We start from the raw sequence: 26,796 nt of genomic DNA, 5'->3' as shown, positions 1-26,796 counted from the left end.
CGCGTGAGCCGTTGCCCACTCTGAATGACACCTGTGCGCTCTTCGAGGAGTGCCGCATCGTCCGCACGCATGGCGAACTGGACACGCAATCCGCAACACCACTGGTCCGCGCCCTGGCCGAGGCCCGAGCGGCCCGGCCCGGACGGCTCTTTCGTGGACCTCAGCGAGGTGACCTTCTCCGACTCCAGCATCCTGTCTGCGCTGTGCGAGGCGTGGTCCGACTGCCGCGCCCGGCGCGGCTGGGTACGCATCGTGTACGAAAACCACACGACCGACCTGGTCTTCCGTCACACCGGCCTGCTCGACCGCTTCCCCGCCTACGCGAACGCACAGGACGCCTGGGAGGGACGAAGGCCGACGCCGCACTCCGCCTCCCCGCGAGCGCATCGCCCGCCGCCGAGGCGCGCTGTCCGGCCGAGGGCCACATGCCGCGCCGAACCACCCGACAGGACACCTCATGAGCGACCAGCTGCGGCGCCCGCCACCGGCCCCGCCCCTCCTTCGCCTGTACCTAGCGCCCGAGAGCACCGTGCCACGCCGGATCGACGGGGCCTGGTGGCCGCGAACCTTCGACCTCCTGGCGGAGCTCCCGTCACTGCTCTCCGGCCTGCCCCGCGCCTGGGGCCAGATCGTCAGTGTCCTGGTGAACGGCACCGGGTGGGCGGGGGCCCCGGGCCGCATGCTCGTCTGCAACCAGGTCGTACGGCTGCGCAGGACCACCACGGCGCGCACGCCGAGCACCATCGTCCTGATGGCCCCCGCCCACGGGCGCCGGGATCTGCTGGTCGTGCCACCGGAGGCCACCGAGCAGGCCGCGGAATCGCTCATGTCCGCATTGGGACTGACGCCGGAGCAGGGTCACTTCGCGAGCTGAGTGCGTGGATCCGGCCTGTCCGGCGGCACAGGCAGGCGCAATCGGCGAGGATGCGCTCGGTTCGTGGGTAGACGCCGGCCGGCTGCAAACGAGACTTCTTCCGGAGCAGCCCTGCGCGCGACGCGGTGCGAGGTCTGGGACGGGTACGGCGGCTTACGGCTGTTGACCGGTGGCCCTCGGGGTGTGCGCGGGGCGTTGCGGCGGCCGCGGCGCGGTCATGTCGAGAAGGAGAAGGGCGTCGTGGTCCGGAGTGCCAGACCTTCACCCTCGACCAGGCGCCGGACGCCTACCGGGCCATGGCCGACCGCCAGGTCCTCAAGGCCCTCATCCGTGGCCTGGCGGGTTTCGAGACGCCCCTGAACAAGCTGGGTCTGGACCACCTTGACGTCTACGGCCAGTGGCGCGCCATGGAGGCGCTCAACCGCGAGGGCGTGGCCAAGGGGATCGGCGTCGCCAACTTCTATCCGGACCGGCTGATCGACCTGAACGTGAACAACGAGATCGTGCCGGCGGTCAACCAGATCGAGACCCACCCGTTCTTCCAGCGCGCCGATTACCAGGACCTCATGCGGCAGCACGGGGTGCAGATCCAGTCCTGGGGCGGCTTCGCCGAAGGCCGGAACGACTTGTTCACCACCCCGCTGCTGGCCGAGATCGGCAAGGAGTACGGCAAGTCGGTCGCGCAGGTCGTGCTGCGCCGGCTGAGCCAGCGCGGCGTCGTCGCCATCCCCAAGTCGGTGCGTCCCGAGCGCATGGCCGAGAACGCCGACGTCTTCGACTTCCAGCTCGGACGCTTGATCCGCTCCCGCCCACCCCTCCCGTGCCACAGCCGCCCAAGGTGCGGCGGGGGCCTGGCGGCGCGGGAAGTCGGGGCGGTCATTGCCGGTCAGGATCAATGCGGGCGAAGCGCCATGATCTAGGTGTAAGACACTAGCCTCGGGCCATGGTGACGCGCACCCGGCTGTATCACGACGGCGCTCTCGTCCTGGAGGACTTTCCCGCCAGTGACGTTTCCGCGCATCTCGCCGATCCTGCGTCGGTCCTGTGGCTGGACCTGTACCGGCCCGGGCCTGCCGAGTTGACCATGCTCGGCCAGGAGTTCGGCATCCACGAACTGGCTCTGGAGGATGCCGTACAGCGTGGGCAGCGGCCGAAGCTCGACCGCTATCGCACCCACGAGTTCCTCAGTGCCTATTCCGTGACCGTGAGCCCGGACGGTGCGGAACTGTCATGCAGTGAGATCGCCGTGTTCCTCACCAGTCAGGCCATGATCACCGTCCGCAAGGACGACGGTCTCGACATCGAGGACGTCGTCGCCCGCTGGGACGAGAGCCCGGACCTGGCCGGCCATGGCGTCGGATTCCTGCTGCACGGTCTGCTCGACCATCTCGTGGACGGCCACTTCGCCGCGGTCCAGCAGCTGGACGACGGCATCGAGGAGCTGGAGGGCCTGCTCTTCGCGGCCGGGCGCCGTGAGATCGAAGCTGTACAGCACCGGGTTTTCGCACTGCGTAAATCGCTGGTCCGGTTGCGCCGCGTCGTGCTCCCGATGCGTGAGGTGGTCAACGGACTCATGCGTCCCGGCCTGCACATGGTCGCCGACCCTCTCGTCCCGTATTACCAGGACGTCTACGACCACGTGCTGCGTGCCACCGAATGGACGGAATCACTGCGGGACCTGGTGGCCTCGGTCATGGAGACGAACCTCTCGGTCCAGGCCAATCGCATGAACCTGATCATGAAGAAGGTGACGAGCTGGGCCGCGATCATCGCCGTACCCACCGCGATCACCGGCTACTACAGCCAGAATCTTCCCTACCCCGGTTTCGGCCGCCAGTCCGGATTCATCACCTCGGCAGCCGTCATCGTGGTCCTGTCCGCAGTGCTGTATCTGACGTGCAAGCGCAAGGACTGGCTCTGACCGGCCCAGTGCCGGGCGCGGGTGACCAGGCCGAAGGCAGGAAATACCTGGTCACCCCCGGCTTCTCGGGCCGGTGAGCGGAGTAGTGTGAAAGCACCGGGAGTTCTTCGCGTACCGGCTCCGCTGCGGGTGCCGTTTCCGGTGATCGACAATGCCGGGCCGCACCCACAAGCCCGGGGACAGGTGTGCGCCATGCCTGTGACCATTGACCGTACGACATCGAGCAGGCGCGCGCCGCCGCGGCCGGCCCGGCTGTCCCTGACGCCCGCACCGGGCGGGCTGGACGGCATGTGGTGGCCGCGTTCCCGTGCCCTCACCCGTGAGCTGCCCACCCTGACGGCCGCGCTGGTCGAACAGTGGGGCCGCATCACAGGCGTCACCGTGCACCCGGCCTACTGGCCCGTCATCCCGCACTGGGTGTCCGTCGCCGGGCGTACCGTGCAGGTGGGCTGGTCCACCGAGACCCAGGATCCGCACAGACTGACTCTCTCCCTACCCGACGGTCGCCGAGACGTGCTGGTGATTCCGCCGGAAACCCGTGCGGAGGCAGCCGCGCAGCTGATGGCGGGCGACGGCACCGAGGCCCCGGCACGGGAGGAAGCAGCAGACAGGACCGACGCCCGGATCAGGGAAGAAGCTTGGGAGACCGACGGCGGAGCCGGTCGGGCCGTCGGCCTGCCCCGGTATATCGGATCGGCAGGCCCTTCGCCCACCGTTCGACGGAGGTGAGAGGACCATGACGGTCATCGCCGCGGCCGCGCTGCTCCTTCTGATCGCCGTCGGAGTCGTTCTGATCCGCCGGCTCAACGGCCAGCACGCCGAACGGATCGCTGCCTTCCACTACAGCGATGTTCTGCCGGGGATCGGGCGTCGGCCCGGGAGGCACCGTCGGTCGGCGGTGGACGCGACCGTTCCGACGCGCCCCACCGCGACGGCGACCGCGGATGACATCGACTTCGGCCCGACGGTGGGCAGTAGAGGAAGGCGCGTGATGGCGATATTGCGAGACCGGAAGACGTATCGCGAGAGGATCATGCAGGCTCTCTACCAAGCCGCCGAGGGCAATCGCCTCCTGGGCGTCGATGGGGCGAAGCTCCGCACGGACCTCGGTATCCCTGAGCAGGACATGGCCGCTGCCTGCACGTACCTGGCGGGTGAAGGCTGGGTCGTCGTGGACTGGGGGAGGGGCAACACGCCCGCGATGATCACGCTGACGCACCAGGGGATCCGGCAGATGGAGACGGAAGAGGAAGGGCATGGCTGAGCCGCCGCGTCGGCTTCTCGGACCGAAGTGAACCCTCGCAAGGATTGCTTATGGCGGATTAATCCCTTTGACGTAACCTGGAAAGCGGGTCGGCGCACGCTCACGTGCGATGACCCGGAAGGGCGGCTCCGGCGGGTATACGCCGGAGCCGTTGCCTGTTTCCGTAACCGCGCCCTGCGGCGAGGCGCTCGCGCGAGCGTCGTGCGGAGTACGGTGAGGTGGCAGGGTCGTATCGCGGTCGCACGCTCTGCGTCGCACGCTTTTCTACGGACGGGCGGACACCATGGCCGACTCAGACACCCCCGACCACCTCCCCAGGCTCCTGCCGGACGCCGTCCACCGGTCGGTGCACCCCGGGACGGCCCTGCTGCGGCTGGAGACGACACACGCACGCGAGGGAATCCTGGACGGCGCATGGTGGCCGCGGTCCCGGGACATCGGTGCCGAGCTTCCCTCGCTGATCTCCGCGTTGACCGAGCATCTCGGGCCTGTCACCCGGGTCGGTCTGGACGGCAGTGCCTGGGACGGACTGCCAACCCGGGTGGTGGTCGACGGCCGAGTCGTGCACATCGACTCCTTCCCGGTCGGTGACGACACCGTCCTCATCACCCGAGGCGAAGGGGACCTTTTCTCTCTGTTGCTGGTCCCTCCGGACACGTCGCCCGATGCGGCACGCGCCGCGATGGCCAGGGCCGTACGGGCCGAAAACGTCATCGAGGCCAGGCAGATCCTCATCGAAACGGGCAGCGACACGCCACCTACGCCGGCCTGACACGTCCGTCGCAGATCGACTCCCCATCGGCCTGGACGCTAGATGCGGGCGAACTCCTCCGTCTGCTGGGCGAATTCCCGGGCCATGGCGGCGCTGACCGTGGGCTTGGTGTCGCGGATCGTGTCCAGGTAGTCGTCGGTGGTGGGGGTGGTCCGGGTTCCGGTGTCGAAGGTGCGCTCGAACTGGGCCTGGGAGACGGTGCGCGCCGCGTGGGCGATGTCGGCGGGGGTGAACCCCTCGCTGGCGGACGCGAGTACCGCGCTGTCGGCCCGTGCGCCCGCTCGGGCCAGGTAGCTGTCCCACAGCGCGGTCCTGGCGGTGCGGTCGGGAGGGCCGATCGGCAGCACGTAGTCGAAGCGGCCGTGCCGCAGGAACGCGGAGTCGAGCGTGGTCACGTTGTTCGTGGCGCAGACGAGCAGCCGTCCGTCCTGGCTTCGGAACCGGACGATCGCCTTGAGCAGTTCGTTGACGACGCCGACAGCGGTCGCGTCCGCGCCGCCGCGTTCGCCGGCGACCTCCTCGACCTCGTCGATGAAGACGAGGACGTGGTCGAGGCGGGCGATCTCGTCGAAGCGCCGGTTCAGCCCGGTCGCCAGGCCGTACTCGGCGGCCAGACGGGCGGGGAACAGTTCGAGGAAGGGCCATCCCAGGCGGCTGGCGATCGCGTGCGCGAACGTGCTCTTGCCGGTCCCGGGCGGCCCGAACAGCATCACCGCCCGCGGCAGTTCCACTCCGTGCTGCGCGGCCAGTTCGGGATGGGCCAGCGGCAGGACCAGGCGCCGCTCGATGAGCTGCTTCTCCCGTTGCATGCCCGCGACCTTCTGCCAGAGCCCCCCTGGCGGCAGCTCCGCTCCGAGCGAGGACAGCGTGCCGGCCGACTGCGGGGTCACCGGTCCGCGTTTCTCGAAGAAGACCAGCCCGGGGCGGGCGCCGAAGTCGCAGTTGCGCAGGGCGGTGGCACCGGTCTCGCCCTGGGGCAGGGCGGCGTGCACCGCGCGGACGCCGGCGGCGAAGAGCCGTTGCTCAAGGGCGGTGATCAGGGCACTGCCCAGCCCGCGCTGCCGCCAGCCGGGCGCCATGCAGATGCGCAGGATCCATGCCCGTTCGCCCTCCACCCTGCTCACCGCGGCGCCGATCAGCACGTCGTCGGCCGTGGCCACCACGGCCGGGTGGCGGGTCTGGAGGGCCGTCACGGCGTCCGAGAGCGGGAACAGCGGCGGCTCCTCGGTCGTGCCGCTCTGCATGTCGACACGGATCACCGCTTCGAGATCGTCCTGGGTGTAGTCCCTGACCCGCCAACCCGTCATGATCAGCTCCGCGTGTTCGGCCGTACCCCCATCATCAGCCGGTGCCCGGAGGACGCGCGCGACAGGCGACGGTCACGAATCCTCCCTGGTGCCACGGATCGCTCGGGCCGTGGTCCGGCTTCACGCCGCGGTGCCGGGCGCGCTGCCTGCCGGGCTGAGGGACTTGTCGGTGCGGCCGGTGCCGGCCGGTGGCGCTGCCGTGGAGGGTGCGGCGGCAGCGGTTTCCCGGGCGAGGAAGGAGCCGAGCTCGCCGATCGTGCTCATGAGGGGGGCCGGGAAGACGACGGTGGCGTTCTGGTCGACACCGATCTCCACCAGGCTCTGGAGATTGCGCAGTTGAAGCGCAAGGGGGTGGGCCATCATGGTGTCCGAGGCGTCGCCGAGCGCGGCTGCGGCCAGGGACTCGCCCTCCGCGTTGATGATCTTCGCTCGCTTCTCCCGCTCGGCCTCGGCCTGGCGGGCCATGGCGCGCTTCATGGTGTCGGGCAGCTGGATGTCCTTGAGCTCGACCAGCGTGACCTGCACACCCCAGTCGACGGTGGTGACGTCGAGAATCTGGCGGATGTCCAGGTTGATACGGTCCGTCTCCGACAGCGTCTCGTCGAGCGTGTGCCGGCCGACGACCTTCCGCAGGGTGGTCTGGGCGATCTGGTTGATCGCCGCGTTGACGTTCTCCACGGCGACGACCGACTTCACGGCGTCGACGACCCGGAAGTAGGCGACCGCCGACACGTCCACGCTCACGTTGTCCCTGGTGATGATGCCCTGGGACTGGATCGGCATGGTGACGACCCGCAGCGACACTCGGTGCAGGGCGTCGACGAACGGGATGATGAACCGCAGCCCCGGGGAGCGTGTTCCGACGAGTCGGCCGAAGCGGAACAGCACTCCCTTCTCGTACTGCTTGACGACCTTCACGGACAGGGCGAGGGCCAGGACGGCCAGGAGGCCGATCACGACGATGAGAACGATCAGGGCTTGCATGTGCTGCTCCTCGGGACGAGGATCCGCCGGTCGAGGCCCCTGCATGTGCCTGCGCCGGCTCGTGAGGCAGGTCCGAAACCCGGGAAGGCACCGGTTGTGGCGGTCATCTCACATGCCGATGACCAGGCGACTGGCCTCACATGCCGATGACCAGGCGACTGGCGCGATCGGTCCGTGTCGGAACGGCCGCTGAGGCGGGGCCGTCCTCGTACTTCCCTGCCTCGTCCGGTTCGAGTGGCCGGTCGGCGGTGGAGACGGCGTGCCGGGTCTCGTCCGCGGCCATGAGAGCGCTTGCGGTCAGCGGTGGGCCGTCGTAGTCGGACGAGGCCGCCATCAGGCGGGCCGCCGACTTCGTCTCCGTCTCGGGTGGGATGACCAGCAGATCCCAGCGGCCGGAGCCGTAGGAGAGCAGCAGCAGCTTGTGCGGGTCGATCTCCGGGGTGAACCATCCGACCTTGACGACATGACCGCCCACGGCGATCTCGTGCGGGATGACCGGCCAGTACTTCGGGTTGACGGCGATGCGGGTGATGCGGCCCCACAGAGGGTCCAGCACATCGGTCAGTGCGGGCAGCTCGCTCAGCAGGTCCCGGGAGCGGGGCCACCAGGCACCGTCGAGGAGGCCGCGCGACGGGCCGTCGGTCTTCAGCGCGAGACGCGCGGCCGGGGCTGCGACGGGCTCATGGTGTGGCAGGGGTTGGTGCAAGGTCGCCGACATGATGCGGACCCGTCTCCGGGCCGCCTCAGCGGCGACCCGGGTTTCGTCTCTCGCCGAGGACGACCCGGCGTGGAAGCCGGTGTGCGAAATGCCCTCGGTGCTGTCCACGGTACTCCGCACACGCCGGGGCGGTTGTGGAGACGTCTCCGCATTCGGCGAAGCGGCTGTCGATACCTGCGGGAGTCTCGCTGCAGGCCCCAGGGAGTCGTAACCGGACCGGTCTCGGGCACGATGGCTCGGGTGCCCCGGCCCAGCACTCCTCGGCTGTGTTAGGTGGGACGCGTTCGTTGAGCCCGCCGCTCCGTCTCGGTCCGTCGGGCATCCGCGAGGAGTATCCTGGTGATTACCGAGAGCATCTCGTGCACCGGCTTCCACGCCGGGTCGTTCTCGGCGATTCATGACAACCGGGCCGGCCGTGACCGGCCCGGGGTTGGGTCCGCGCCATGACCGCGACCATTCCGTTCACACCCGCAGTCGGAGACCGGGCCCCTTCTTCGTCACCGCTCCGACTCACGCTGGCGCCGGCCGGTGCCCCTCCGGCCCTGATCGACGGTGCCTGGTGGCCCCGTTCGCGCAACCTGACGGAGCAGCTCCCGGCGCTCGTCGAATGTCTCGACCCGCTGTGGGGGCGGATTACCCGGATAGCGGTGAGCCGCACGTTCTGGCCAGTCATCCCGGGAGAAGTGCCCGCGCACGGCCACATGGTGCGCGTCGGCTGGTCCAACGCCGGGCAGGACCCGCACAAGCTGTTGCTGCTGTCCTATACGTTCGGCTGCTGGAGCCTGCTGGTGATCCCACCGGAGACAGGGCCGGCAACCGCGGCCCGGCTCATGGCCACGGCCACCGACCCGTCACGGAGCCTCCCGCCGAGCGGCCTGATCCGTGAGGCCGAACGTTTCCGGGCCGCGGCAGAGGCAGCGGCCGACTCGGACTCGCTCCGGGAGGCGGTCTGGGACTCCGAAGGCGGACACGACGCCCCCCACCCCGCCTCACGCACTCCTGACGGACCGGTCACCCGTCACGTGCCCACCGCGGCAGCAGGAGTGTGAGAGATCGGCGGTGGGGAAAGGCTGCGTGCTGTCGGCCTTTCCCTGGGGGTGGGAGGCCGGCTCACTCCGGGAGGGCGAGGTCGTCGGTGGCGCTCCCGCGCCATTCGGTCAGCAGGAGCGTCGCATCGTCCGTCGTGATCCCGCCCCGTGCCCGTTGCAGCGTGTGGGAGAGGGAGCGCGCCACCGTCCGGATCTGCTGCGCCGCGGGCTCGAGGCGGTTCACCCACCCGATGAGCTGCTCCTCACCGAATTCCTCACCGCCGACATCGCGCTCCTCTATCAGTCCGTCGGTGAAGCAGAGCATCCGGTCGCCGGGGGTGAGAGCCACTTCACTGATCCGGGGCTCGTGACCGCCGAAGCCGACGGGCAGCGTCGTCGGGCCCTCCAGCCGTCGTACGACACGGTGTCCACGGATCAGCACAGGAGCGGGATGTCCGGCGTTGACCCACTGAAGCCTGCCCGTGGCCGTGTTGAGCCGCATCATCTGAGCGGTCACGAAGTGGTCGGGGCCGAACTGCTCGGCGACGGCCCGGTCCATGAACATCGGTTCTCTGCGGCGCAGCCGGAAGAACAGATCGGTGTAACCGTGCTTGGTCACCAGCATGTCGGCCACGAGCGAGGCGAGTCGGCGCAGCAGCCGTCGCTCGTCGTCGTGGATGCGGTCCAGGGTGACGGCCATGACGCCCACCTGGTCGCCACCGTCCAGCAGGGGCAGGTAGATCCGCACGCCGTCGGCCTGCGGCACCTCCACGGGACGCGCTTCCCGGAAGGCACGGCCGACGTCGGAGCCGTCGATCGGCTGCGGTTCCCCGGCCGCCAGCCCGTCACCCGGCAGGGGGACCAGCCACACCTGGCCGTAGTCCTGCAAGAAGAGCGAGGTCTCGCGGCCGTCGAGCCTGCCGACCTGCCGTGCGACGAGCGGACCGAGCTGGTGCGGCGGCAACTCGTGCCCCTGGTCGAGCAGGACTCCCAGAAACTCCTCCCCGAAGTGCTCCGACCGGGCGGAGCCTTCCCCGGGTTCCTGTCGCTCACGGTCCGTCATCGCCGTGGCCCCGGGAGACGTTCTGGCGGATCTTCAGGAAGGCGCTCTGCATACCGACTCCCGACAGAGACTCACCGGCCGAGGCGGCGTGGGACTTCCGCCCGGATCGCGGGGGCCGACCCACCGACTCCCATCGAGTCGGCCGTGCGCTCGTGCGCGCCGCGTCCGAGCCGCGGCGGCTGGTCGGCACCGGCGGCGACCTCTGCCGGATCGACCTCTCCGGCGCCGCGAACGTTTTGAGGGGGCCGCGCCGTCTGCCGCCCTGCCCGCGGCCCGGCTCACTGCCTGCGGGGCAGGATCCCGACTACCAGTAGTGGCGTCGACCGGCGACGGCGTGTCCCATCGCGCCGAGGATCCACAGGATGGCTCCGACGACCAGCAGGATGATTCCGATGGTCCACAGGATGGATATCCCGGCGAGGAAGCCGACGACGAGCAGAATGATGCCCAGGATGATCATGATCTCTCCTTTGGGGAGTAGTGCTGAGTCCCTGCGAACTACGAGGGACTGAAAGCGCGTTGAGGTGGCAATGGTCGATCCCTTCTACTCCACCCGGTGTGGTTTGTGGCGGGCGACCTGCAGGCGGACCTCGGTGGGCATGTCAGCAAGGCCGGTGGACCGCCGGGCGGTGCGGAGCGGGCCTTCACACAGGGCACCGAGAGTGGCGCCGGGCGTGCCCTCGGGAGTGAGGGTGAGCTCGATGCGGGTGCGGTGGCGGCCCGGTCGGCCGGTGATGAGTACGGCCGCATGGCCTACCCCTGGCAGGGCACCGGCTTCGTTCGCGATCGCCTCGCTGAGTGCGCGGTCGCGCAGTTCGACGCCCTCCTGCGGGGGTGTGCCGCCGACGGGCAGGGAGCCGGGGCGACGTCGGCTCAGCTGGGCGAGCAGCCACCCCAGGGCGAGCAGAGCCGCGACGACGAGGGCGGCGATGACCGCGGGCCACCACCACCAGCCCTGGCTGCTCCAGCGGGCCCGGTCGGCGGAGCCGAGCAGGACGTCGGCCGGGGTGGTCAGGGGCCAGCCGGCGGGTGGGGCCAGATCGTGCCGCCGGTAGAGGTCGAGCCCGGCGAAGAGGATGAGCAGTCCGCCGCCGAGGAGGACCAGTCCGACGAGGGCCAGCAGAGTGCGGTTGAGTGCGGATCGCGGCGTCATGGCGGGCTCCGGTGCTGCGGTCTTGTGTCAGCGGGTGCGTCGCCGCACCCGTACGGCGATGCGGGGAAGACGGGCGAGGGCCAGCCGGTCGCGTTCCTCGCCGAGGACGGCGGTGAGGTCGTCCTTCACCTGCCGGGGGTCGCGGAAGCGGACGTCCGCGCGGGCTTTGATGCGGTGGCGGCGCACCAGGACGTGCGCCGCGCCGACTCCGGGGACCCGCATGGCGGCGTCGCGCAGCAGGGCGGCGGCGCCGTCGCGCTCCAGAAAGGCCCGCATTCGCGGGCAGCCGGCGGGTGAGCGCAGGGGCAGCCAGCGGCGCTCACCGGGGGTGAGGGCCAGGACGATCAGCCAGACGCCGACGGCGGCGGCCACGGCGGCTCCCGTCAACATCCACACGTCGTCCACCGGGCGGGTGGCCAGTTCGTCGGCCAGGCGCCGTCGCCAGGCCGCCGCCGGGCGTCCCGCCCGTACGGCTATGACGTCGACGAGCGTCACGACCGCGGCCACGAGGATCACCGCAGCGACCAGCGCCGCCGTGATGCGGCGCGCGGACCACTTGCGACGGGTTCGGTGCCCCCCTGCGCGCTCACCGGCTGTGAGGTCCGAGGTGGACACGTCGCGTTCGGGAGGATCGGGCTCCTTCGTCAGCGGCACCGCGGCACGGTGCGTGGACGACGCGGAGCCGCGGCCCGGGGGAGGTGGACCGGATGTCATCACGATCGCCCTTCCTGCACGGCGTGCCCGGTGACCCGGGCCGCCCGGCCGCTCACCGGACCCGCCCCCGGCTCGAGTCGGTGGCGGTCACCAGCCGCCGGACGGTGAGGAGGACCTCTCCCACTCGCAGCCCGGTCAGCTGGGCGACCCGTTCGGCGACGTCCCGCTGGATCCGCTCGCAGACACGGGGGATGTCGGTGGGGTAGGGCAGGTCCATGGTCAGATGCAGGCGCACCGATCCGGTACGGACGGCGGCGGAGGCGTGGGGTGCCGCAGGTCCGCCCCGATCGGGCGGTACGGCGGCGCGCCGCGACTGCGCCGCGCGCGCGGCCTGTGCGGCGATACGGGCGACCACCCTGTCCGGGATGACGGTGGCGCCCCGCTCGGCCGGGGGCGGCAGCCCGGCGGCCGGTGCCGGCGGGCCCGACCCCTCGCCGGGGGAACCGGGCCGGGTCTTCACCGCTGCCTCCGTGTCCGGAGGTCCAGGTCGCCCTGTACGACGAGGCCGACGATCAGCCCCGCCGCACCCAGGACCAGCACCAGCAGAAAGGCCCAGAAGCCGCCGAAGTAGCCGGCGAAGCCGAGGGCCATGCCGGCCGCGAGTCCCGTCGTTGCTGTGTTCATCTCGCACTCACCCGTCTCGCGAGCGTCCCTCTCGCCGTGATCATCCGCTCGGGCCCGAGGACACGGCGGTGCTCCAGGCAGCGGTCACCTCACGCGGCCCTCGTTCGGTTCGGTCTGTTCCTCCTCGTCGTCAGGCAGATGGACGTCGTCGACGGCGATGTTCACCTCGACGACCTCCAGGCCCGTCATCCGCTCCACGGCGCTGATGACGTTGGTGCGTACGCCGCCCGCGACGTCGACGATGGAGACGCCGTACTCGACGACGACGTCCAGGTCCACCGCGGCCTGCCGTTCCCCGACCTCGACCTTGACGCCGCGGGTGACCGCTCCGCCTCCGCCTCCGCCTGCGCCGGGGACGCGTTCGCGCATGGCGCCGAAGGCGCGGGCCATCCCCGCGCCCAGGCTGTGGATGCCCGGTACCTCGCGGGCGGCCATGCCCGCGATCTTGGCCACCACACCGTCCGCGATGGTGGTCCTGCCCCGTGTCTCGGCCGGAGCCCCGGCCCCGGTGCGGCCCTTGAGCGCGCTCACGCCCGCTTCGGGCCGGCTGCCCCCGCCGACGCTGGTGATGTTGTCCGTCATGGCGGTCGCCTCGATCGGTCGGCCGGGCACCGGAATGATGCCCGTCGAAAGTTGGACATATCGAGTGGCGGAGTCCTCACGTGCCCTGGTGTGTGACGTGCATCACATCTCCTTTCGGGGGTACACGGTCGTTCCGAGCCTGCGTGGGAGCGCCATGATCGAACGCACTGCTTCCTCACGACTGGGGTGCGGCCTGCCCGACCGTCTGCTGGCGGTGCGGGCGGCCGAGGGAGACGAGGACGCCTTCGCCGTTCTCGTCCAGCGGCACAGCCGCTCCCTCCTGACCCTGGCCCGCTGCATGCTGGGCAACCCCCAGGACGCCGAAGAGGCCGTTCAGGACGCCTTCGTCAGCGCCTGGCGCCACCTGCCGGAATACCGCCACAGGGCGGAGTTCCGCACCTGGATGTACCGGATCACCGTCAACCGCTGCCAGACCATGTGCCACCGCCGGCCGCCGCCCCTCCCCCTGGACACCGTCGCCGAACCCGCGGCGGGCGACGCGTGGAGCCAGCCCGCCCGGGCCGCCGAGCAGGACGCGGCCACGGCCGCCCTGTTCCGCGCACTCGCCGAGCTGGACGCCGGACAGCGGGTCTGCTGGATCCTGCGGGAGGTGCAGGGCCTGCCCTACAAGGAGATAGCGCACGTGACGCGTACCGGCGAGCAGACGGTACGCGGCAGACTGTTCAGGGCACGCCGATCCCTGCAGGAGGCGATGGGCTCATGGCGCTAGACGACCCGCACACGCGGCCTCCCGAACCGCCCGGAGCCGACGGGCCCCGCAACGGCTGGGCCGCCGCCGACGTGCCCCCGATCGCAGGCGATGAGGTACTGCCCTGCGGCCGCCTGCTCAGCCGGGTCTGGGAACAGGCGCGGGACGCACCGCCGGCCGCGGACCCGCACCCGGTGTCCTGTCCTCACTGCCGAGAGGCGGTCGAGGGACTGGCCACGGTGAACGCGGCCGCCCGGACACTGCGCGACGAGGACCCTCCGGGCCTGCACGCACTCGCCGACCGGGTCATGGACGTCGTCAGGGCAGAGGTCCGGTTCGGGCGGCTGCTGCCCCTGGCCGACCCCGACCGGGACCTGCGGATCGCGGAGAGCGCCGCGGCGAAGGTACTGAGGCGGGCCGCGGACACGGTCCCCGGTGCCAGGGCCGCGACCTGCCGGCTCGTACCCGAGGGCAACGGCACCGACGTGCGGGTGACCATGACCCTGGCCGCCGCCCTCGACCGCCCGCTGCCCGAACGGGTCCACCAGGTGCGCCGATCGGTCCTCCACTCGGCCGGACAGGACCTGGGGCTCACGGTGACAGCCGTCGACATCACCGTGGCCGACGTACTGGAACCGGGACCGACCCTCGGTCCCCGCCTCCCGACGGGCGGTGGCGCATGATGACCGCCACCGGCACCACCGCGCTCCTCGGCGTCGCGGCCGAGGCAGCCCTCGCGGTTCCTGGCGTGGCCGCCCTGCAGCCCCGCCTCGCCCGGCGCCTCGCGGCAGCCGCCGCGCCCACCCGGGCGGACACCACGCCGCCCGAGGCCGGCGTACGCGCCGACCGGGCGCCGGACGGTTCCGGATGGCACATCGAGGTGCGCTGCGTCCTGACGGAGGGTCGGCGGGCGCTGGACATCGCCCGAATCGTCCACGACCGGGTGACAGCCACCCTCGTCACTCACCTCGCCACCCACGGTGCCGCGGAGCCGGTCACCGTCGCGGTCACGGTGACCGGTATCGCCGCCTGGCGCGACGCGGCATGAGCGGCGGCGCGGGCACAGGCCCCACGAACCGTCGTTCGGCAAGCAGCAGGTCGCCGACCGTGGGAGCACGCTGCCCCCCTCCGGAAGTCCTACATGGGCGGTCGCGGCTCAAGCCTCGATGCCGCCGACGATCCGGCTCTCGTGCGGGGTGACCGGCTGTGAGTTACGGGTACGCGGGGAGGCGGCCGACCACGGCAGCGGGAGAGATGAGGGTCGCATGCGTACTGTCCTCGGCAGCCGTCCGCCTGCCGCCATGCGCGACGGCCCACTGCGTGGCCGGGTCGCTGTGGTCACGGGGGCGGCGCGCGGCGTCGGCGAGGCACTGGTGCGGCGCCTGTCCGCGGAGGGCATGCGGATCGCTCTGCTCGGTCGTGAGGAGGAGACGCTGTCCCAGGTGGCGGCGTCACTGGCCGTCATGACCGTCTGCATCGAGGCGGACGTGACCGATCAGGTCGCCCTCGACAGGGCTGCGCGGCAGGTCGAGGAGCGGCTCGGACCGGCCGACGTCGTCGTGGCCAACGCCGGCGTCGCCGTCGGCGGGCCCTTCACCCGCACCGAGGCCGAGCTGTGGCGACGCGTCGTCGACGTCAACCTGGTCGGGGCGGCGAACACCGCGAGGGCCTTCCTTCCCCAACTCGAGCGGACCGGAGGTTACTTCCTCCAGATCGCCTCGACCGCAGCGTTCGGCTCCGCTCCGATGATGAGCGCCTACTGCGCGTCCAAGGCAGGCGCGGAGTCCTTCGCCCTGGCGCTGCGCGGTGAGGTCGCCCCCCGAGGGGGTCGCGGTCGGCATCGCCTACCCGCACTGGACCGGCACCGACATGATCGCCGGAATGGACGAGCACCCGGTGATGGGAGTCCTCTGCCGACACCAGCCGCCCTTCGCTCGGCGGGTCCACAGTCCCGCACAGGTGGCCGACTGGCCCGCCACCGGCATCACACACCGTGCCCGGAGCATCTACGCGCCCCCGTGGCTGCGCTGGTGCCAGCCCTTGCGGCCGGTCTTCCCGTTCGTGGTCGGCCGCATCACCCGGCGCGAACTGGGGGAGGGGTCGACCGACGAGCTCGGTGCCGATGTCGACGTGCTCGGGGCGGGCGGCCGCGCCGACTGGATGTCGGTCAGGCCCGAGACCTGACCCGTGACGGGGGCCGGAGGCGTCCAGAGGGTGTCCGACAGGCCGTGCGACGTCCGCGCATGCTGCGATCGCAGAGCGAGAGCCGGCCGGACCGGCCGATCAGAACGCTCGGTAACACGCCGGAAGCAGGAGACTCGGCCCCGGGGAGACCGTAAGGACATGCCCGGGCCCCTGCCGTATACGGACGCGGTGCACTGCCCGGGGAGTGGTTTCCCAGGGTGGAAGCGGCCGTAGAGCCCTCAGGCGGGTAGGTGGTCGCCATGGACGAGGATGACGCGGCCGCGGCGCTGCGAGCGGCGCTCGACCAGCTGGCGTTCGCCACCCGGAGCGCGGCGGCGCTGTCGAGCACGCTGGACGCGGTCGAGGGGCTCAGGCGGGTGTGCCGCGTGCTGGTGCCGGGGCTGGCCGACTGGGCCGCGGCCGATCTGGTGGACGAGGACGGCGCCGTCGAGCGGGTCTGTGTCTCACACCGTGACCCCAACACCGCCCTGACCGGCCTGACGGGACCGTTGCCGCCGGTGCCGGAGACGGCGACAGGCCCGCTGTCCCGGGTGCTTCGCGGCGCCGGCCCCCTGCTGTTGTCGGCCGGGCGGCTGCCGACCGCGCAGGAGGCGTCCGATCCGCTGCACAAGGCAACCATGCAACCGTTCGCCCGACTCGGGGGAGACTCCGTGATCGTGGCACCCCTGCGGGCACGCCGGCGAGTGCTGGGTGCGCTGACCCTCGTCAGGGGCGAGGGACACCCGCCGTGGGCCGAGGCTGACCTGGAACTGGTCGAGGACCTGACCCACCGCATCGCGCTGGCCCTCGACAACGCCAGGCTCTACGCCGAGACCCAGGCCGTCGCCGAGCGCCTCCAGCGCTCTCTGCTGCCGGACCTGCCCGTCGTACCGGGTCTGCGCGTCACCGCCCGCTACTCCCCGGCGCTCGCCACCGCGCAGATCGGCGGTGACTGGTACGACAGCTTCGTCCTGCCGGAAAGCGGTGACACCACTTTGATCATCGGCGACGTCACCGGCCACGATCTGCATGCCGCCGTGACCATGAGCCAGATCCGGAACATGCTGCGTGGCATCGCCTGCGACCGCCGGGAGCCCCCCGGCATGATCCTGCGCCGCTTGGACCTCGCAGTCGACGCCCTCTACAGCCACCGCACCGCCACCTGCGTGTACGCACTGCTCAAGGGCCAGGAAGGAGGGCCGTACCAGCTGGAGTGGGCGAGTGCCGGACATCCACCACCCCTGCTGGTCACCGCGGACGGCGACACCACCTACCTCTGGGAAGCACACGGCCTGCTGCTGGGCGTCGACCCGCACGCCGAACGGCCCAGTGCCTGCCTGCCCCTGCCCGAGGGCAGCACCCTGCTGTTGTACACGGACGGTCTGATCGAACGGCGCGGCGAATCCATGGATCACGGCATGACCCGGCTCCGGCAGCACGCTGCCGCCCTGGTCGACCAGGACATCGACGAGCTGAGCGACGAGCTGATGAACGCACTCGTGGCAGGGGCCCACGACGACATCGCCCTGCTCGCCCTGCGACTGCCACAGTCGGACGAGGGCGTCTCGCCCTGAGGGCGAATCCTCGCCGTACGCGATGATCCTGCGACCGTGACACTAGGTGTGCACGCGCCGGCAAGGAGACAACGCAAGAGCCCGGATCATGTACGGGCGGCCTGCCGAGCAGCGAGGAGGGCGAGGCGGCCACCCGTGGGCCAGGAGATCGACACTCACGTCAGCGCCCGTCCGAGTCCGTCCGGCCAGGCGTCCTGCGGACGCGGTCAACCGCATCGCCGGGCCGGATGAGCGGACCGGCGGCTCGTTTCCCCACCGCGCCCGGGCCGGCGCTCCCCGGCTTCCGGGGCTCCGCCTGTCCGGCAGCACAAGCCCGACGGCTCCGCAGGGCGCGGTCCTCGGCGCGGGACTGCGCCGCGTACGGGAGATCACCGAGACCGCCATGGGCCATGTGCGGCTCGCCGCTGTTCGCGGCACGTGATCCTGCACGTCGGCAGCCGCGCTTGCCACTGCGTCCCGCTGCTCGACGAGCGTGGTGCCTTGCTGGGAGCGATCTCGACGCATCACGCCCGGCCCATCGCCGGATTCACCCGCAGCCAGCTCGCGGCCCTGCGCGAAACCGCCGACGTGGCGGGCAGCTGGCTGGCATGACACCGACGCACCGTCATCCCGGACGCCATGGAGGATCTCCAACGCACAGCGTCCCAGGCGTACGGAGCGGCTGTTCGGCCCGCGCCGGCCTGCCGCCCGGTGCCGGTACGCGGCCTCGGCGGGCACCGGCCCGCGTACATACAGCTTCTCGCTCAGCGCATGACGCAGACGAGAACGGACCGGCCACGACGTTGTCCCGAGCTGCGTTCCGGTTTGGCCCCGGCGCTTCGTAGCGTGCGTGATCAGCGACCGCCGGAGAGTCTGGCGTGCGACGTTTTGGTCAGGTGGGTTCGGGGACGCGTTGGGCGGAGGTCGTGTCGCGTGCGGGTTCGGAAGTGAGCTGGCATTCCACTCGTCCGCCCGCCCTGCCGTCCGACTCAGAACGCGGGCGGCAGAGCTGTTCTGCGTTCAGATGTATCGTGCGGTGGCCAGTGCCTTGTTGAGAGCGGTGCGGATCTCGTCGGGCAGCTGTTCGCTGTGTACCCAGTCCACGATCAGTTCGGATACCTGCCGCAGTTTCGTATTGGTGTGCTGTGAGATCTCTCGTAGCACTTGGAATCCTTGCTCGGGATGCAGGCCACCAACGGTGATGACCACGCCGATCGCTTGGTCGACCACGGTGTGGGAGACGACGGCCTCCTGCAGCTGACTGATTTCCGTCTGCAACTCGCTGATTTTGTTCAGGGGCGGTGTCCGTGCCGGAACCAAGTGCTCCTCGAGCCGCATCGGGGTGCCGTTCAGAGAGTCTTCCATCATGATCACATCCCAGACCTCGGGTTTCCCGTCCGGGGCGCCGGTGCCGTACGGAATTGCGAGGACGACAGTTCGACTATTACCCCAGGTTGCCGTTTTCGTGCATCCCGTTCCACGGCGCGCAGCAGCCGGTGGAGCGGAGCTCACTCAGGGTTCAACTCGGCCATGACGGTGGGCCCTGCCCTGCGACGATCTGTACCGCTCGGATCGCGGGATGTGCCGTCCATGGTCGCGGGTGGCTGTCGGCGCGCCCGATCCGGGCGGAGGACTGTTCGACCATCAGATACCGGGGCAGGATCACGAGGCCGGGTATCGTCCTGGCTCGACCGACCGTGTTCACAGTCGGTTCGCGGGTCTCCGGTGCGGGCGCCGACGGCCGTGCGTTCGGAGTGCATCAACCGCAGCCGGAAGAAGACGTCTTGATCGCGGCGTCCCAGAGCATCCCCTCCTCCCGGGGCCCTGCGCACCGGTCGCGGCTTAGATTGAGCGCCTGTCGCACATCGCGGCAGCCATTTCGGTGTGGGTGGGGGACTCGGGAGGGGGACCCGGAGGTGGGCGGCGTTCAGCAGTGTATCCATGGGGCTGGCTCGACTCAGGCTCCTCCGGTTCAGCCAACGAGCCGGGGTAGCTGCTGACGGGACCGCAGTGGTGGTGCCCATGGCCCCGCCGTTGGTCTGGCGGGTGGTGACGGCGAGTTCCACGCACGACCCTGTGCCATCGCGACCCGGGAGGTGCCCTCATTCCGCGGGAGCGCTGCCCGCTGCTGTGGGCACTGGCCGAGAGGCGTGCGGCACGCGGGGACGACGACAGGTGCCTGCGTGGTGACGGACGGCTGGTCCCGATCTCCTGGTCGGCCACCCCCCTGGCGGACGACGTCTCCGGCGTCTGCCAGGGCATGGTCGTGTTGATCGTCGAGACCGCGGCGGACCGCCGTGCCGGTAGGGAACGAGCGGAACGCGCCGAGCGGTCGGAACGGGTGGAACAGGCGGAACGGGTGGAACAGGCGGAACGAGCGGCTCGTGCGAGCGCTCTGGAGAGTCTCGCCGAGCGGCTGACACTCGTCGCGGAGATCACCGACGTGCTCGGTCAGACCCTGGAGGTGGACGAGGCCCTCGCCCGGATAAGCCGCAGCCTTGCTCCCCGCCTCGCCGACTGGGCCGCGATGGACTTGCGGGTCGGCTCCCGTCAGGTGCACCGAGTGGCCGTGACCGGTCCGGAGGGCCGTGCAGCCGGGCAGGAGGACTGGCGCGGTCGTCTGCCCCCGGTCGGGGAGGCGACCCACTCGCCCCTGGTCCAGGTACTGATAGGAGGCGCTCCCGTCCTTCAGAAGCGGGTGGACCTGGACGCACCGCCCGACTCCCCGCTGGCCACCGTGCACAGCGCCTTCCTGGGAGCGGCCGGTGCGGCATCCGTCTTCTGCTCGCCGACCACGGCGCCGCGCTCGGCGTCGCCGAGGCTCGCGAGCGGCTGGAACTACTGCGGGTCATCGGTATCGAGGAATGCCCCACGGAACGGGCCCGACGGCACGGTGAAGCGGCCGGCCATGGGACCCGGCTCGGCATTCGGCGGTCAGGTCGGCGGAGTGGCCGCCCCTGAACTGCGGGATTGCGGGCCGGCTGCGTTGCGGGTCCACGTCAGCACGGGACCGGTGGCCGCCAACGTACCGGCCGCGTGGTCGGCAGCGGGCGCGACGCTTGCTGAAACTCCCCACTCCGCTGAACGCCGGACCAAGTGGGGCGACAAGTAGCCCTGGCCGCTTTCCGGGCCCTGTCCGCAGTTTCGTGAATCCCCAGGTCAGCGAGGGGAACGACGGGCACAGCGCTCACGGCGCGGTGAGGTTCTGTTCGGCAAAGAGGCGTTCCGGAGCAGCCCTGGCGCCCTGGAGGCGACCCTGGAGTCGCTCGAAGGCGAGCCTGCTGGATTTCCCGTACGACCAGCTCGCCGTCCAGGGCCGTCGCGTCGGCAGCTGGACCGTGCCCGGAACGAACCTCGGGGAAGGACGGTGCGAGGTTCCTGCCCCTGCGATAGCGCAACACCAAACGCCCGGCATCCAGAGAGAGCAGCGCTCTCCAGCGATCGTTCTCCAGACTCTGGCGTGTCTCCTAAGACATGGGCCCGTCGAGCCGCTTTTGTACAGAGCAGCCGTGGCGGCACCGTCCGCGGGCGAACGCCGGAGCGTGACTGTTCACGGATTGACGCTCACTGCGGTTATTACCAAGCTGGTGGGGGGTTGTGGAAAGGACTGCGGTCGTGAGCGGTGGACAAAGTGGGCTCACCCGATTGCTGACAGCAGCGGAGACAGCGGCGCCGGCGGACGCCGTCGACGTGATCGCGGAGGACCTGCGGCGGCGTTTCGAGGCCACTAAGGTCTCTTTCCTCATCGTGGACCTGACGGGGAAGGCGGTGGCTCGGCTGTCCACCGCTCCCACTCAGGGTGGGCGGCAGGCCGAGCGGGTTCCCCTGTTCGGCAGTGTCTACGAGGAGGTGATCCGTACCCAGCGCCTGTATCAGGACGCGACCGGCGAGGGGCAGCGGGTGATCGTGCCCGTCACCAACCGCGGGGATGCGATCGGGCTGCTGGAACTGCTCCTGCCGACCGGCCCTGGCGAGGATGTGCTCGACGCAGTCGGGGAAGCCGCCCACATCCTGGCCTACATCGTGATCGCCAACGGCCGCTTCACCGATCTCTACACCTGGGGCAAACGCTCCAAGCCGGCCACCCTGGCAGCTGAAATCCAGTACCAGCTGCTGCCCCTGTCGCTGTCGTGCGAGGCCGCACAGTTCACCCTGTGCGGGAACCTGGAGCCCTCCGAGGACCTCAGCGGCGACACCTTCGACTACACCGTGGACCGCGACACCTTGCACGTGTCGGTGACCGATCCCATGGGCCACGACATGGATTCCGCCCTGGCCGCCACGGTCCTGGTGGGCGCCCTGCGCGGTGCCCGCCGGGCGGGCACCGGCCTGGGCGAACAGGCCCACCGGGCAGACCAGGCACTGATCGAACACGGCCACGGTCATGCCACCGGGCAGCTCCTGCGCATCAATCTCCATACCGGGCGGGCCCGGTTCGTCAACGCCGGTCATCCCTGGCCGCTGCGCATGCGCGACGGGGCTGTGGAGACGATTGCCTGCGAGGTGGACCATCCCTTCGGGCTGTCTGAGCTGACTCCCCACCCGTACCGTGTGCAGGACCTCGACCTGCGGCCCGGTGACCGTCTGCTCATGTTCACCGACGGCATGCTCGAACGTCACGGAGAGAAGGTCGATCTGCCCGCCCTGCTGGGGTGCACCCGGAATCTGCACCCGAGGGAGACCGCGCTGGCGCTGACGTCCGCGGTCCGGGACGCCGCCGACGGCCGGCTCGAAGACGATGCCACCGCCGTCTGCCTGGACTGGCACGGCCCCCAGGAGACCCAGCGGCACGTCAGCAGCGGCGCAGACACCCGGCAAGCCTCAGCCGCACGCACGAAGGACCAGTCGTGACCTGGGTGAACGGTGCCAACGCGAATGAGACATCACGAGGTGTCTGGAGAACCGTCCCACTTCTCCTCGGCGGCCCACCCATCGGGCGGCGCCGGGTCGGTGACGGGGGCCGCGAGCATCGGGTCCGGCAGCGCCCATATGCGCCATGCCTTCCACGCGGGCGGCCCTTCGTGCGGTGCTGCTGTTCCCCGTTACTCGAGTAGACCGAGTTCCCAAGCACTCGCCGGTGCCTTTGCCGAGTTGCTAGGCAGCCTCTTTGGCAGCCCGCGCCATGACTTGCGGACAACCGTGCACCAGAATGAGGGCTCGAAGCCGTTCGTGCGATGGCCGATGGAGGGCGACCGTAAGGCGGCCCAGACGGCTGTCTGTCATTGCCGGTCGCGAGTGGGCGGGGAGTCAACTCATTCTCAGCCTGCTCCGGCCAGGTTGGGCATTGGTTCGGGCGAAGCCATCCGGCTGTGGTCGGTAGATGCCGATACGCCGGGATCGATGCGACGGTTGCGCGATGCCGTCCCGGACGGGGGTCTGACTCTTGAGATCTTTGACCGAAGTGTCCAGTCACAGGCTTGTCGACCGTCGTTGCGGGCTGGCTTCTGCTGTCACCGAGCCACAGGGCGTGTCCCTATAGGGGCCTTGCCGAGTCCAGGCGCCATCACGGTTCAGACCGTCCGAGCAGGCCGGTTCACCCAGCCAACACGTCACACGTGGGAGGCGAACCATCATGACGACCCGACAGCGCAGCACCTCCTCGAGCACGGATCCTCCCGTTCGGCGCGAGGTTGTCCTGGGTGTGGACACGCACGGCGAGGTTCACGTCGCCGCCGTGGTCTCCCCGCTGGGGAAGGTCCTGGGCACAGAGTCCTTTCCGGCGACGGCCGTTGGCTACCGTCGGCTGCTCGTGTGGGCCCGCAGGCAGGGGACGGTACGCCGGGCCGGCGTGGAGGGCACCGGCACCTTCGGCGCGGGCCTGTCCCGCTACCTGCTGACCCAGCAGATCCAGGTGTTCGAAGTGAACCGGCGCGACCGCACGGCCCGCCGTCTGCTCGGCAAGTCGGACCCGCTCGATGCGCAGGCCGCAGCGCGAGCCGTGCTCAGCGGTCGCGCCCGGGCCCACGCCAAATCCGGCGACGGACCCGTGCACAGCGCCCGGATCTACAAACTCGCCAAGGACTCCGCGGTCAAGGCCCGCACCCAGGCGATCAACCAGCTCAAGGCCGTCCTGGTCATCGCCGATCCCGCCCTGCGGGAACGGTTGTCAACCTTGGGCAATGCCGAGCTGTTCCGCACCTGCGCGACCCTCAGCCCGCCCGATGGTGGGGGAAACGAGGACGCGGTGGCCCAGGCCACCCACATGACGTTACGCATGCTCGCCCAGCGTATCGAACAGCTCACCGCGCAGATCAATGAGCTGAACCAACACCTGACCCAACTCGTCGAACGTCACGCCCCACAGCTGCTCGTGCCGGTGGGTATCGGCCCGGACAGCGCCGTCACTCTCCTGATCACCATGGGAGACAACCCCGAGCGGCTGAACACCGAGGCGTCCTTTGCCGCCCTTTGCGGAGTCAGCCCCATCGAGTACTCCTCTGGCCGGCGGCGCACGCGTCGGCTCAACCACGGCGGCGACCGGCAGGCCAACGCCGCCCTGCACCGCATCGTCTTCACCCGCCTGCGCCACGACCCGCGCACCCAGGCGTACTACGAACGCCGCACCCAGGAAGGCAAGACCCGACGCGAGATCATCCGATGCCTCGAACGCAATGCCGCCCGAGAGGGCGTTCACCTGATCCGGCCCGTCCCTTCACACCCCCCGTCATGGGGGCGGCCGTGAGATGTGGGAGCGTGAGTCGGGTGAGTGAGAGTACGTCCTACACCCTGCAATACCGCTTTGACGGGCCGGAAGAGGCCCCCGTACTGGTCCTGGGCCCGTCACTGGGCACCACCTGGCACATGTCGTAGAAGCCGTCCAGGACCGTCCATCCAGTCCTGTGCGGGCACATATGTCTAGGTTCGAGATCGTGTGCCGAGAGGGTGTCCACGGGGTTTGTGACTCGCCCGTGACAGCTGGCAGCGTGAGGAAGCCCCCGTCGGCTGGTTGTGTTTTGGGCTGGCTCGGCGGCATGGCTGGCGCGATGGTGGATATGGCGAGCGCTGAGCCGACGTACTGGATGCGGGCCTCTTCTGCGGCGGCTTACCGGTAGACGCGCCTGTGGTGTGCCGCTTCGATTTCGGCAATGCGCCTTTGCTCCGAGGTTGCGCTGGCGGGCGTGATCTCCTGGGTGGTCTCCGCAGGCTGGTCTTCGGTGGAGTGTTCGACGGTGTCGGTCCGTTCGCCGGCTGGGTGTGGTTGGCGGCTGCCGCGGACGTGGGTGGGCCCGCGCCGCTCGTGTCGGAGTCGGCGTGGGCCGTGTTTCGGTGGGTCAGTGCAGTGTGCTGACTTCGGTCGCCGAGAGTGTGTGTGGGTAGACGTGGACGTCGGTGACGGAGCCGGGGAAGGCCAGATAGGGGGTGGTGGCGGATGCGCTGTTGATGCAGCCGCCGATGGTGAGGTGCATGGAGGAGTCGTACTGGGGGCTGAGGTTGGTGGCGGTCCCGATGAGGGTGCCGTTCTGGTAGAGGGCCATGTTGCCGGTGGTGGAGCCTCCTGTGGCGGGTGCCGGGGAGGTGGCGACGAGGTGGGTCCAGGTGCCGTCACCACGGGCAACGGCTAGCGGACGTCGACGTAGTCGGTGACCCGGGCGCTTCTGAGGTAGTGGTCTCCGGTCTCGCGGTTGAGCGCGAGGGCCCAGGTGCCGTCCTGCTTGGCGGTCACCATGCCCTCGAGGTGGCCCTTCTTGTCGATGTCCAGCTCGCAGACGTAGTGGTAGGTGCTGGAGCCGCGGGGTTTGAAGTAGAGGGTGGGCCAGGCGTCGTCGGTGAGCGGTTTCCAGGTGGTGCCCTTCTTGTACTGGAGGGTGCCGGCGAATCTGATGGGCTGTCCCTTGCGGACCGGGTCGGGGGAGGCGTGGAAGCCGGTGATGCGGGTGGCGTAGCGGTAGAGGTGGACGGGCTTGGTGGTGCTGGTACCGAGGTCGGGGTTGCCGTCGAAGCGGGCCCGCCAGTAGGCGTCGGTGTCCGGCGCGGTGAGGGTGCGGGCGAACGTCTCCAGGGTCAGGGGTTTGTTGTGGCGGATCTTGATGGGGATGGTGGTGGCGTTCTTCCAGCCGCTCTTGCCGTCCTTCGAGTACTGCAGAGTGACAGTGGGCTTGGCGGGCCAGTGGGCGCGTGCGTCTTCGTAGTAGACGTAGCCGTCGTCCACATGGAGGGCCGAGTCGTCGTACAGGGACACGCCCGCGTCGATGTGGGTGGTGTAGGCGACGTGGAGGCTGAAGGGTTCGGTGGCTTCCTGCTGGAAGGGCATCCCGCTGTTGCCGGCGACGAGTTCGGCGTTCGGGGCGGCGTTGTACGAGGAGACGGGCAATGTGTAGGCGCCCTTGCTGTCGGTAGTGGTCTCGCCGACTGCGAAGGCGGGAAGACCGTCCGAGCCGAGGCCGAAGAGGGTGATCGAGGTGTTCGGCAGTGGTTGCCAGCCGGCGGTGGTCTGGATCTCGGCGTGCCCGGTGACGGTTCCGGTGGCGCCCTGTTTCAGGTTCAGGGCGTGGGTGCTTGCCGTGAAGCGGACCGGTGCCTGGGTGGTGTGCAGCCACTGGGTGGGGTACGTCGACAGGTCGATCGCTCCCGGGTAGCTGCTGGAGGCCAGGGGCGCGGCGGACAGCCGGAAGGACTGCTCGGTGGGGACGTAGGCGGCGGTGAAGCGGCCGTCGGGGCCGGCGGTCGCGGTCACGGTCGTCCGGCCGAGTCCGGTGTCGGCGACGACGTCGACGGGCGTGTCGGCGGCGGGGGTCGGGGTGTCGGGGGTGCGGGGATCCCGGGCGACGGCGGTGCCGCTGACGGAGACCTGCTGGTGGAGGTAGTCGGGCACACTCGGGGTGGGGGTCAGACCGGAGACCATGACGATGGTCCGGTACTGCAGGGGGTCGCGGGAGAGGGCGCCGGTGACGGTGGCGCCGGAGGCGTCCTGCAGATCGACGGTGACCCGGTAGTCACCGAGGTCCGCCAGGTGGACCGGCGCCCGCCAGGTACCGGACGTCGCGTCCTGTCCGGAGTACTGGGTGAAGTCCTCGGTCGATCCTGCCTCTTGGGCTCCCTCCGGTGCGTCCAGCGGATAGAAGTGGGCCGTGATACGGGTGATCGGGCTGTCGGAATGCGCGGTCACGAAGACCAGACCCGGCTCGTTCCAGCCGTTGGCGTCGACCAGGACGGGGCCGCCGGTGGTGCCGTCCGCCCAGGCCGGTGCGAGGCCCGTGAGCAGGCCGGTGGTCAGTGCGGTTGCCGTGGCCGCCGCCAAGAAGGTGCTGCGTCTCATGATGGTCCCCCCAGAGAATTGGTCGACTCTGCAAGCGAGAGCGCGAGGATCCGACTGCGGTCCCTCGGCGCTCTTGGATCGGTCAAGTGA

General features: G+C 70.1%; 26 protein-coding genes and 4 pseudogenes. 17 read left to right on the top strand and 13 right to left on the bottom strand.

Going from position 1 to position 26,796, the window contains the following annotated elements:
• Window positions 1-24: 24 nt before the first annotated feature.
• The 7 genes and pseudogenes from ACFY0P_RS49790 to ACFY0P_RS49760 form a co-directional block, all read left to right on the top strand.
• Window positions 25-279 (top strand): annotated as a pseudogene (locus ACFY0P_RS49790) (STAS domain-containing protein); the annotation flags it as partial.
• Between the two features lie 178 nt (window positions 280-457).
• Window positions 458-874, top strand: coding sequence for a DUF5994 family protein (locus tag ACFY0P_RS49785; protein ID WP_093498239.1), 417 nt, complete (start codon window positions 458-460; stop codon window positions 872-874).
• Window positions 875-1,218: 344 nt separating this feature from the next.
• Window positions 1,219-1,662 (top strand): annotated as a pseudogene (locus tag ACFY0P_RS49780) (aldo/keto reductase); the annotation flags it as partial.
• 155 nt (window positions 1,663-1,817) lie between these two features.
• Window positions 1,818-2,795, top strand: a complete 978-nt coding sequence (locus ACFY0P_RS49775) for a magnesium transporter CorA family protein (protein ID WP_388929128.1) — start codon at window positions 1,818-1,820, stop codon at window positions 2,793-2,795.
• A gap of 192 nt (window positions 2,796-2,987) precedes the next feature.
• Window positions 2,988-3,524 (top strand): DUF5994 family protein, encoded by a 537-nt coding sequence (locus ACFY0P_RS49770; protein WP_093498237.1) that lies wholly within the window; start codon window positions 2,988-2,990, stop codon window positions 3,522-3,524.
• A gap of 262 nt (window positions 3,525-3,786) precedes the next feature.
• Window positions 3,787-4,059 (top strand): hypothetical protein, encoded by a 273-nt coding sequence (locus ACFY0P_RS49765; RefSeq protein WP_135791221.1) that lies wholly within the window; start codon window positions 3,787-3,789, stop codon window positions 4,057-4,059.
• Window positions 4,060-4,342: 283 nt separating this feature from the next.
• Entirely contained in the window at window positions 4,343-4,831 is a 489-nt protein-coding gene (locus ACFY0P_RS49760) for a DUF5994 family protein (RefSeq protein WP_093498236.1), read from the top strand.
• 38 nt (window positions 4,832-4,869) lie between these two features.
• Here ACFY0P_RS49760 and ACFY0P_RS49755 read toward each other — a convergent pair whose 3' ends face one another.
• The 3 genes from ACFY0P_RS49755 to ACFY0P_RS49745 form a co-directional block, all read right to left on the bottom strand.
• Entirely contained in the window at window positions 4,870-6,138 is a 1,269-nt protein-coding gene (locus tag ACFY0P_RS49755) for an ATP-binding protein (protein WP_388929127.1), read from the bottom strand.
• A gap of 120 nt (window positions 6,139-6,258) precedes the next feature.
• Window positions 6,259-7,122: a slipin family protein gene (locus ACFY0P_RS49750; protein ID WP_388929126.1), complete on the bottom strand. Its 864-nt coding sequence runs from the start codon at window positions 7,120-7,122 to the stop codon at window positions 6,259-6,261.
• Window positions 7,123-7,258: 136 nt separating this feature from the next.
• A complete protein-coding gene (locus ACFY0P_RS49745; protein WP_093507934.1) occupies window positions 7,259-7,948 on the bottom strand; it encodes a DUF5994 family protein in 690 nt (229 codons plus the stop codon).
• 335 nt (window positions 7,949-8,283) lie between these two features.
• Between ACFY0P_RS49745 and ACFY0P_RS49740 the strand changes: the two genes are divergently transcribed.
• Window positions 8,284-8,889, top strand: coding sequence for a DUF5994 family protein (locus ACFY0P_RS49740; protein WP_067052318.1), 606 nt, complete (start codon window positions 8,284-8,286; stop codon window positions 8,887-8,889).
• Window positions 8,890-8,950: 61 nt separating this feature from the next.
• On the opposite strand, the gene ACFY0P_RS49735 is transcribed toward ACFY0P_RS49740, so the two are convergent.
• The 7 genes from ACFY0P_RS49735 to ACFY0P_RS49705 form a co-directional block, all read right to left on the bottom strand.
• Window positions 8,951-9,931 carry a PP2C family protein-serine/threonine phosphatase gene (locus ACFY0P_RS49735; RefSeq protein ID WP_388929125.1) on the bottom strand — a complete coding sequence of 327 codons (981 nt, stop codon included), beginning with the start codon at window positions 9,929-9,931 and terminating at the stop codon, window positions 8,951-8,953.
• A 304-nt stretch (window positions 9,932-10,235) separates the two neighbouring features.
• A complete protein-coding gene (locus ACFY0P_RS49730) occupies window positions 10,236-10,391 on the bottom strand; it encodes a DUF6131 family protein (protein WP_093498231.1) in 156 nt (51 codons plus the stop codon).
• Window positions 10,392-10,475: 84 nt separating this feature from the next.
• Complete coding sequence (locus ACFY0P_RS49725) at window positions 10,476-11,084, bottom strand: alkaline shock response membrane anchor protein AmaP (RefSeq protein WP_388716890.1); 609 nt, start codon at window positions 11,082-11,084, stop codon at window positions 10,476-10,478.
• A gap of 27 nt (window positions 11,085-11,111) precedes the next feature.
• Complete coding sequence (locus ACFY0P_RS49720) at window positions 11,112-11,738, bottom strand: DUF6286 domain-containing protein (RefSeq protein WP_351961988.1); 627 nt, start codon at window positions 11,736-11,738, stop codon at window positions 11,112-11,114.
• Between the two features lie 112 nt (window positions 11,739-11,850).
• Window positions 11,851-12,258, bottom strand: a complete 408-nt coding sequence (locus ACFY0P_RS49715; RefSeq protein ID WP_067052312.1) for an Asp23/Gls24 family envelope stress response protein — start codon at window positions 12,256-12,258, stop codon at window positions 11,851-11,853.
• The gene (locus ACFY0P_RS49710) at window positions 12,255-12,422 is read right to left on the bottom strand and encodes a hypothetical protein (protein ID WP_030645371.1); all 168 of its coding nucleotides are present in this window, start codon (window positions 12,420-12,422) and stop codon (window positions 12,255-12,257) included. Before ACFY0P_RS49710 ends, ACFY0P_RS49715 begins: the two co-directional genes overlap by 4 nt.
• A gap of 84 nt (window positions 12,423-12,506) precedes the next feature.
• Window positions 12,507-13,004, bottom strand: coding sequence for an Asp23/Gls24 family envelope stress response protein (locus ACFY0P_RS49705; RefSeq protein WP_093498228.1), 498 nt, complete (start codon window positions 13,002-13,004; stop codon window positions 12,507-12,509).
• Window positions 13,005-13,158: 154 nt separating this feature from the next.
• Between ACFY0P_RS49705 and ACFY0P_RS49700 the strand changes: the two genes are divergently transcribed.
• The 6 genes and pseudogenes from ACFY0P_RS49700 to ACFY0P_RS49675 all read left to right on the top strand — a co-directional run.
• Window positions 13,159-13,734: an RNA polymerase sigma factor gene (locus ACFY0P_RS49700; RefSeq protein WP_177232883.1), complete on the top strand. Its 576-nt coding sequence runs from the start codon at window positions 13,159-13,161 to the stop codon at window positions 13,732-13,734.
• Window positions 13,725-14,396, top strand: a complete 672-nt coding sequence (locus ACFY0P_RS49695; protein ID WP_388929124.1) for a hypothetical protein — start codon at window positions 13,725-13,727, stop codon at window positions 14,394-14,396. The genes ACFY0P_RS49700 and ACFY0P_RS49695 overlap by 10 nt, the downstream gene beginning before the upstream one ends.
• A complete protein-coding gene (locus ACFY0P_RS49690; protein ID WP_388929123.1) occupies window positions 14,393-14,761 on the top strand; it encodes a hypothetical protein in 369 nt (122 codons plus the stop codon). The genes ACFY0P_RS49695 and ACFY0P_RS49690 overlap by 4 nt, the downstream gene beginning before the upstream one ends.
• A gap of 253 nt (window positions 14,762-15,014) precedes the next feature.
• Window positions 15,015-15,897, top strand: a pseudogene (locus ACFY0P_RS49685) (SDR family oxidoreductase).
• 260 nt (window positions 15,898-16,157) lie between these two features.
• Entirely contained in the window at window positions 16,158-17,471 is a 1,314-nt protein-coding gene (locus ACFY0P_RS49680) for a PP2C family protein-serine/threonine phosphatase (RefSeq protein ID WP_388716884.1), read from the top strand.
• A gap of 360 nt (window positions 17,472-17,831) precedes the next feature.
• Window positions 17,832-18,062, top strand: a pseudogene (locus ACFY0P_RS49675) (GAF domain-containing protein); the annotation flags it as partial.
• Window positions 18,063-18,470: 408 nt separating this feature from the next.
• Here the strand turns inward: ACFY0P_RS49675 and ACFY0P_RS49670 are convergent.
• Window positions 18,471-18,818 (bottom strand): ANTAR domain-containing protein, encoded by a 348-nt coding sequence (locus tag ACFY0P_RS49670; RefSeq protein ID WP_351962030.1) that lies wholly within the window; start codon window positions 18,816-18,818, stop codon window positions 18,471-18,473.
• A gap of 892 nt (window positions 18,819-19,710) precedes the next feature.
• Between ACFY0P_RS49670 and ACFY0P_RS49665 the strand changes: the two genes are divergently transcribed.
• From ACFY0P_RS49665 to ACFY0P_RS49655, 3 genes are all read left to right on the top strand, one after another.
• Complete coding sequence (locus tag ACFY0P_RS49665) at window positions 19,711-20,562, top strand: hypothetical protein (RefSeq protein WP_388929122.1); 852 nt, start codon at window positions 19,711-19,713, stop codon at window positions 20,560-20,562.
• Window positions 20,563-21,065: 503 nt separating this feature from the next.
• Window positions 21,066-22,301: a PP2C family protein-serine/threonine phosphatase gene (locus tag ACFY0P_RS49660; RefSeq protein WP_099054838.1), complete on the top strand. Its 1,236-nt coding sequence runs from the start codon at window positions 21,066-21,068 to the stop codon at window positions 22,299-22,301.
• 790 nt (window positions 22,302-23,091) lie between these two features.
• The gene (locus tag ACFY0P_RS49655) at window positions 23,092-24,132 is read left to right on the top strand and encodes an IS110 family transposase (RefSeq protein WP_388929121.1); all 1,041 of its coding nucleotides are present in this window, start codon (window positions 23,092-23,094) and stop codon (window positions 24,130-24,132) included.
• Between the two features lie 589 nt (window positions 24,133-24,721).
• On the opposite strand, the gene ACFY0P_RS49650 is transcribed toward ACFY0P_RS49655, so the two are convergent.
• Both ACFY0P_RS49650 and ACFY0P_RS49645 read right to left on the bottom strand, forming a co-directional pair.
• On the bottom strand, window positions 24,722-25,090 hold the full coding sequence (locus ACFY0P_RS49650) for a LamG-like jellyroll fold domain-containing protein (protein WP_388929142.1): 369 nt from the start codon (window positions 25,088-25,090) through the stop codon (window positions 24,722-24,724).
• Window positions 25,009-26,706, bottom strand: a complete 1,698-nt coding sequence (locus tag ACFY0P_RS49645; protein ID WP_388929120.1) for a hypothetical protein — start codon at window positions 26,704-26,706, stop codon at window positions 25,009-25,011. Before ACFY0P_RS49645 ends, ACFY0P_RS49650 begins: the two co-directional genes overlap by 82 nt.
• Window positions 26,707-26,796 lie beyond the last annotated feature (90 nt).

It is taken from the genome of Streptomyces sp. NPDC001714 (genome assembly GCF_042892755.1).
Taxonomy (GTDB): domain Bacteria; phylum Actinomycetota; class Actinomycetes; order Streptomycetales; family Streptomycetaceae; genus Streptomyces.
The sequence above is the reverse complement of the archived record's forward strand: the minus strand, read 5'-3'. Positions and strand labels throughout refer to the sequence as shown.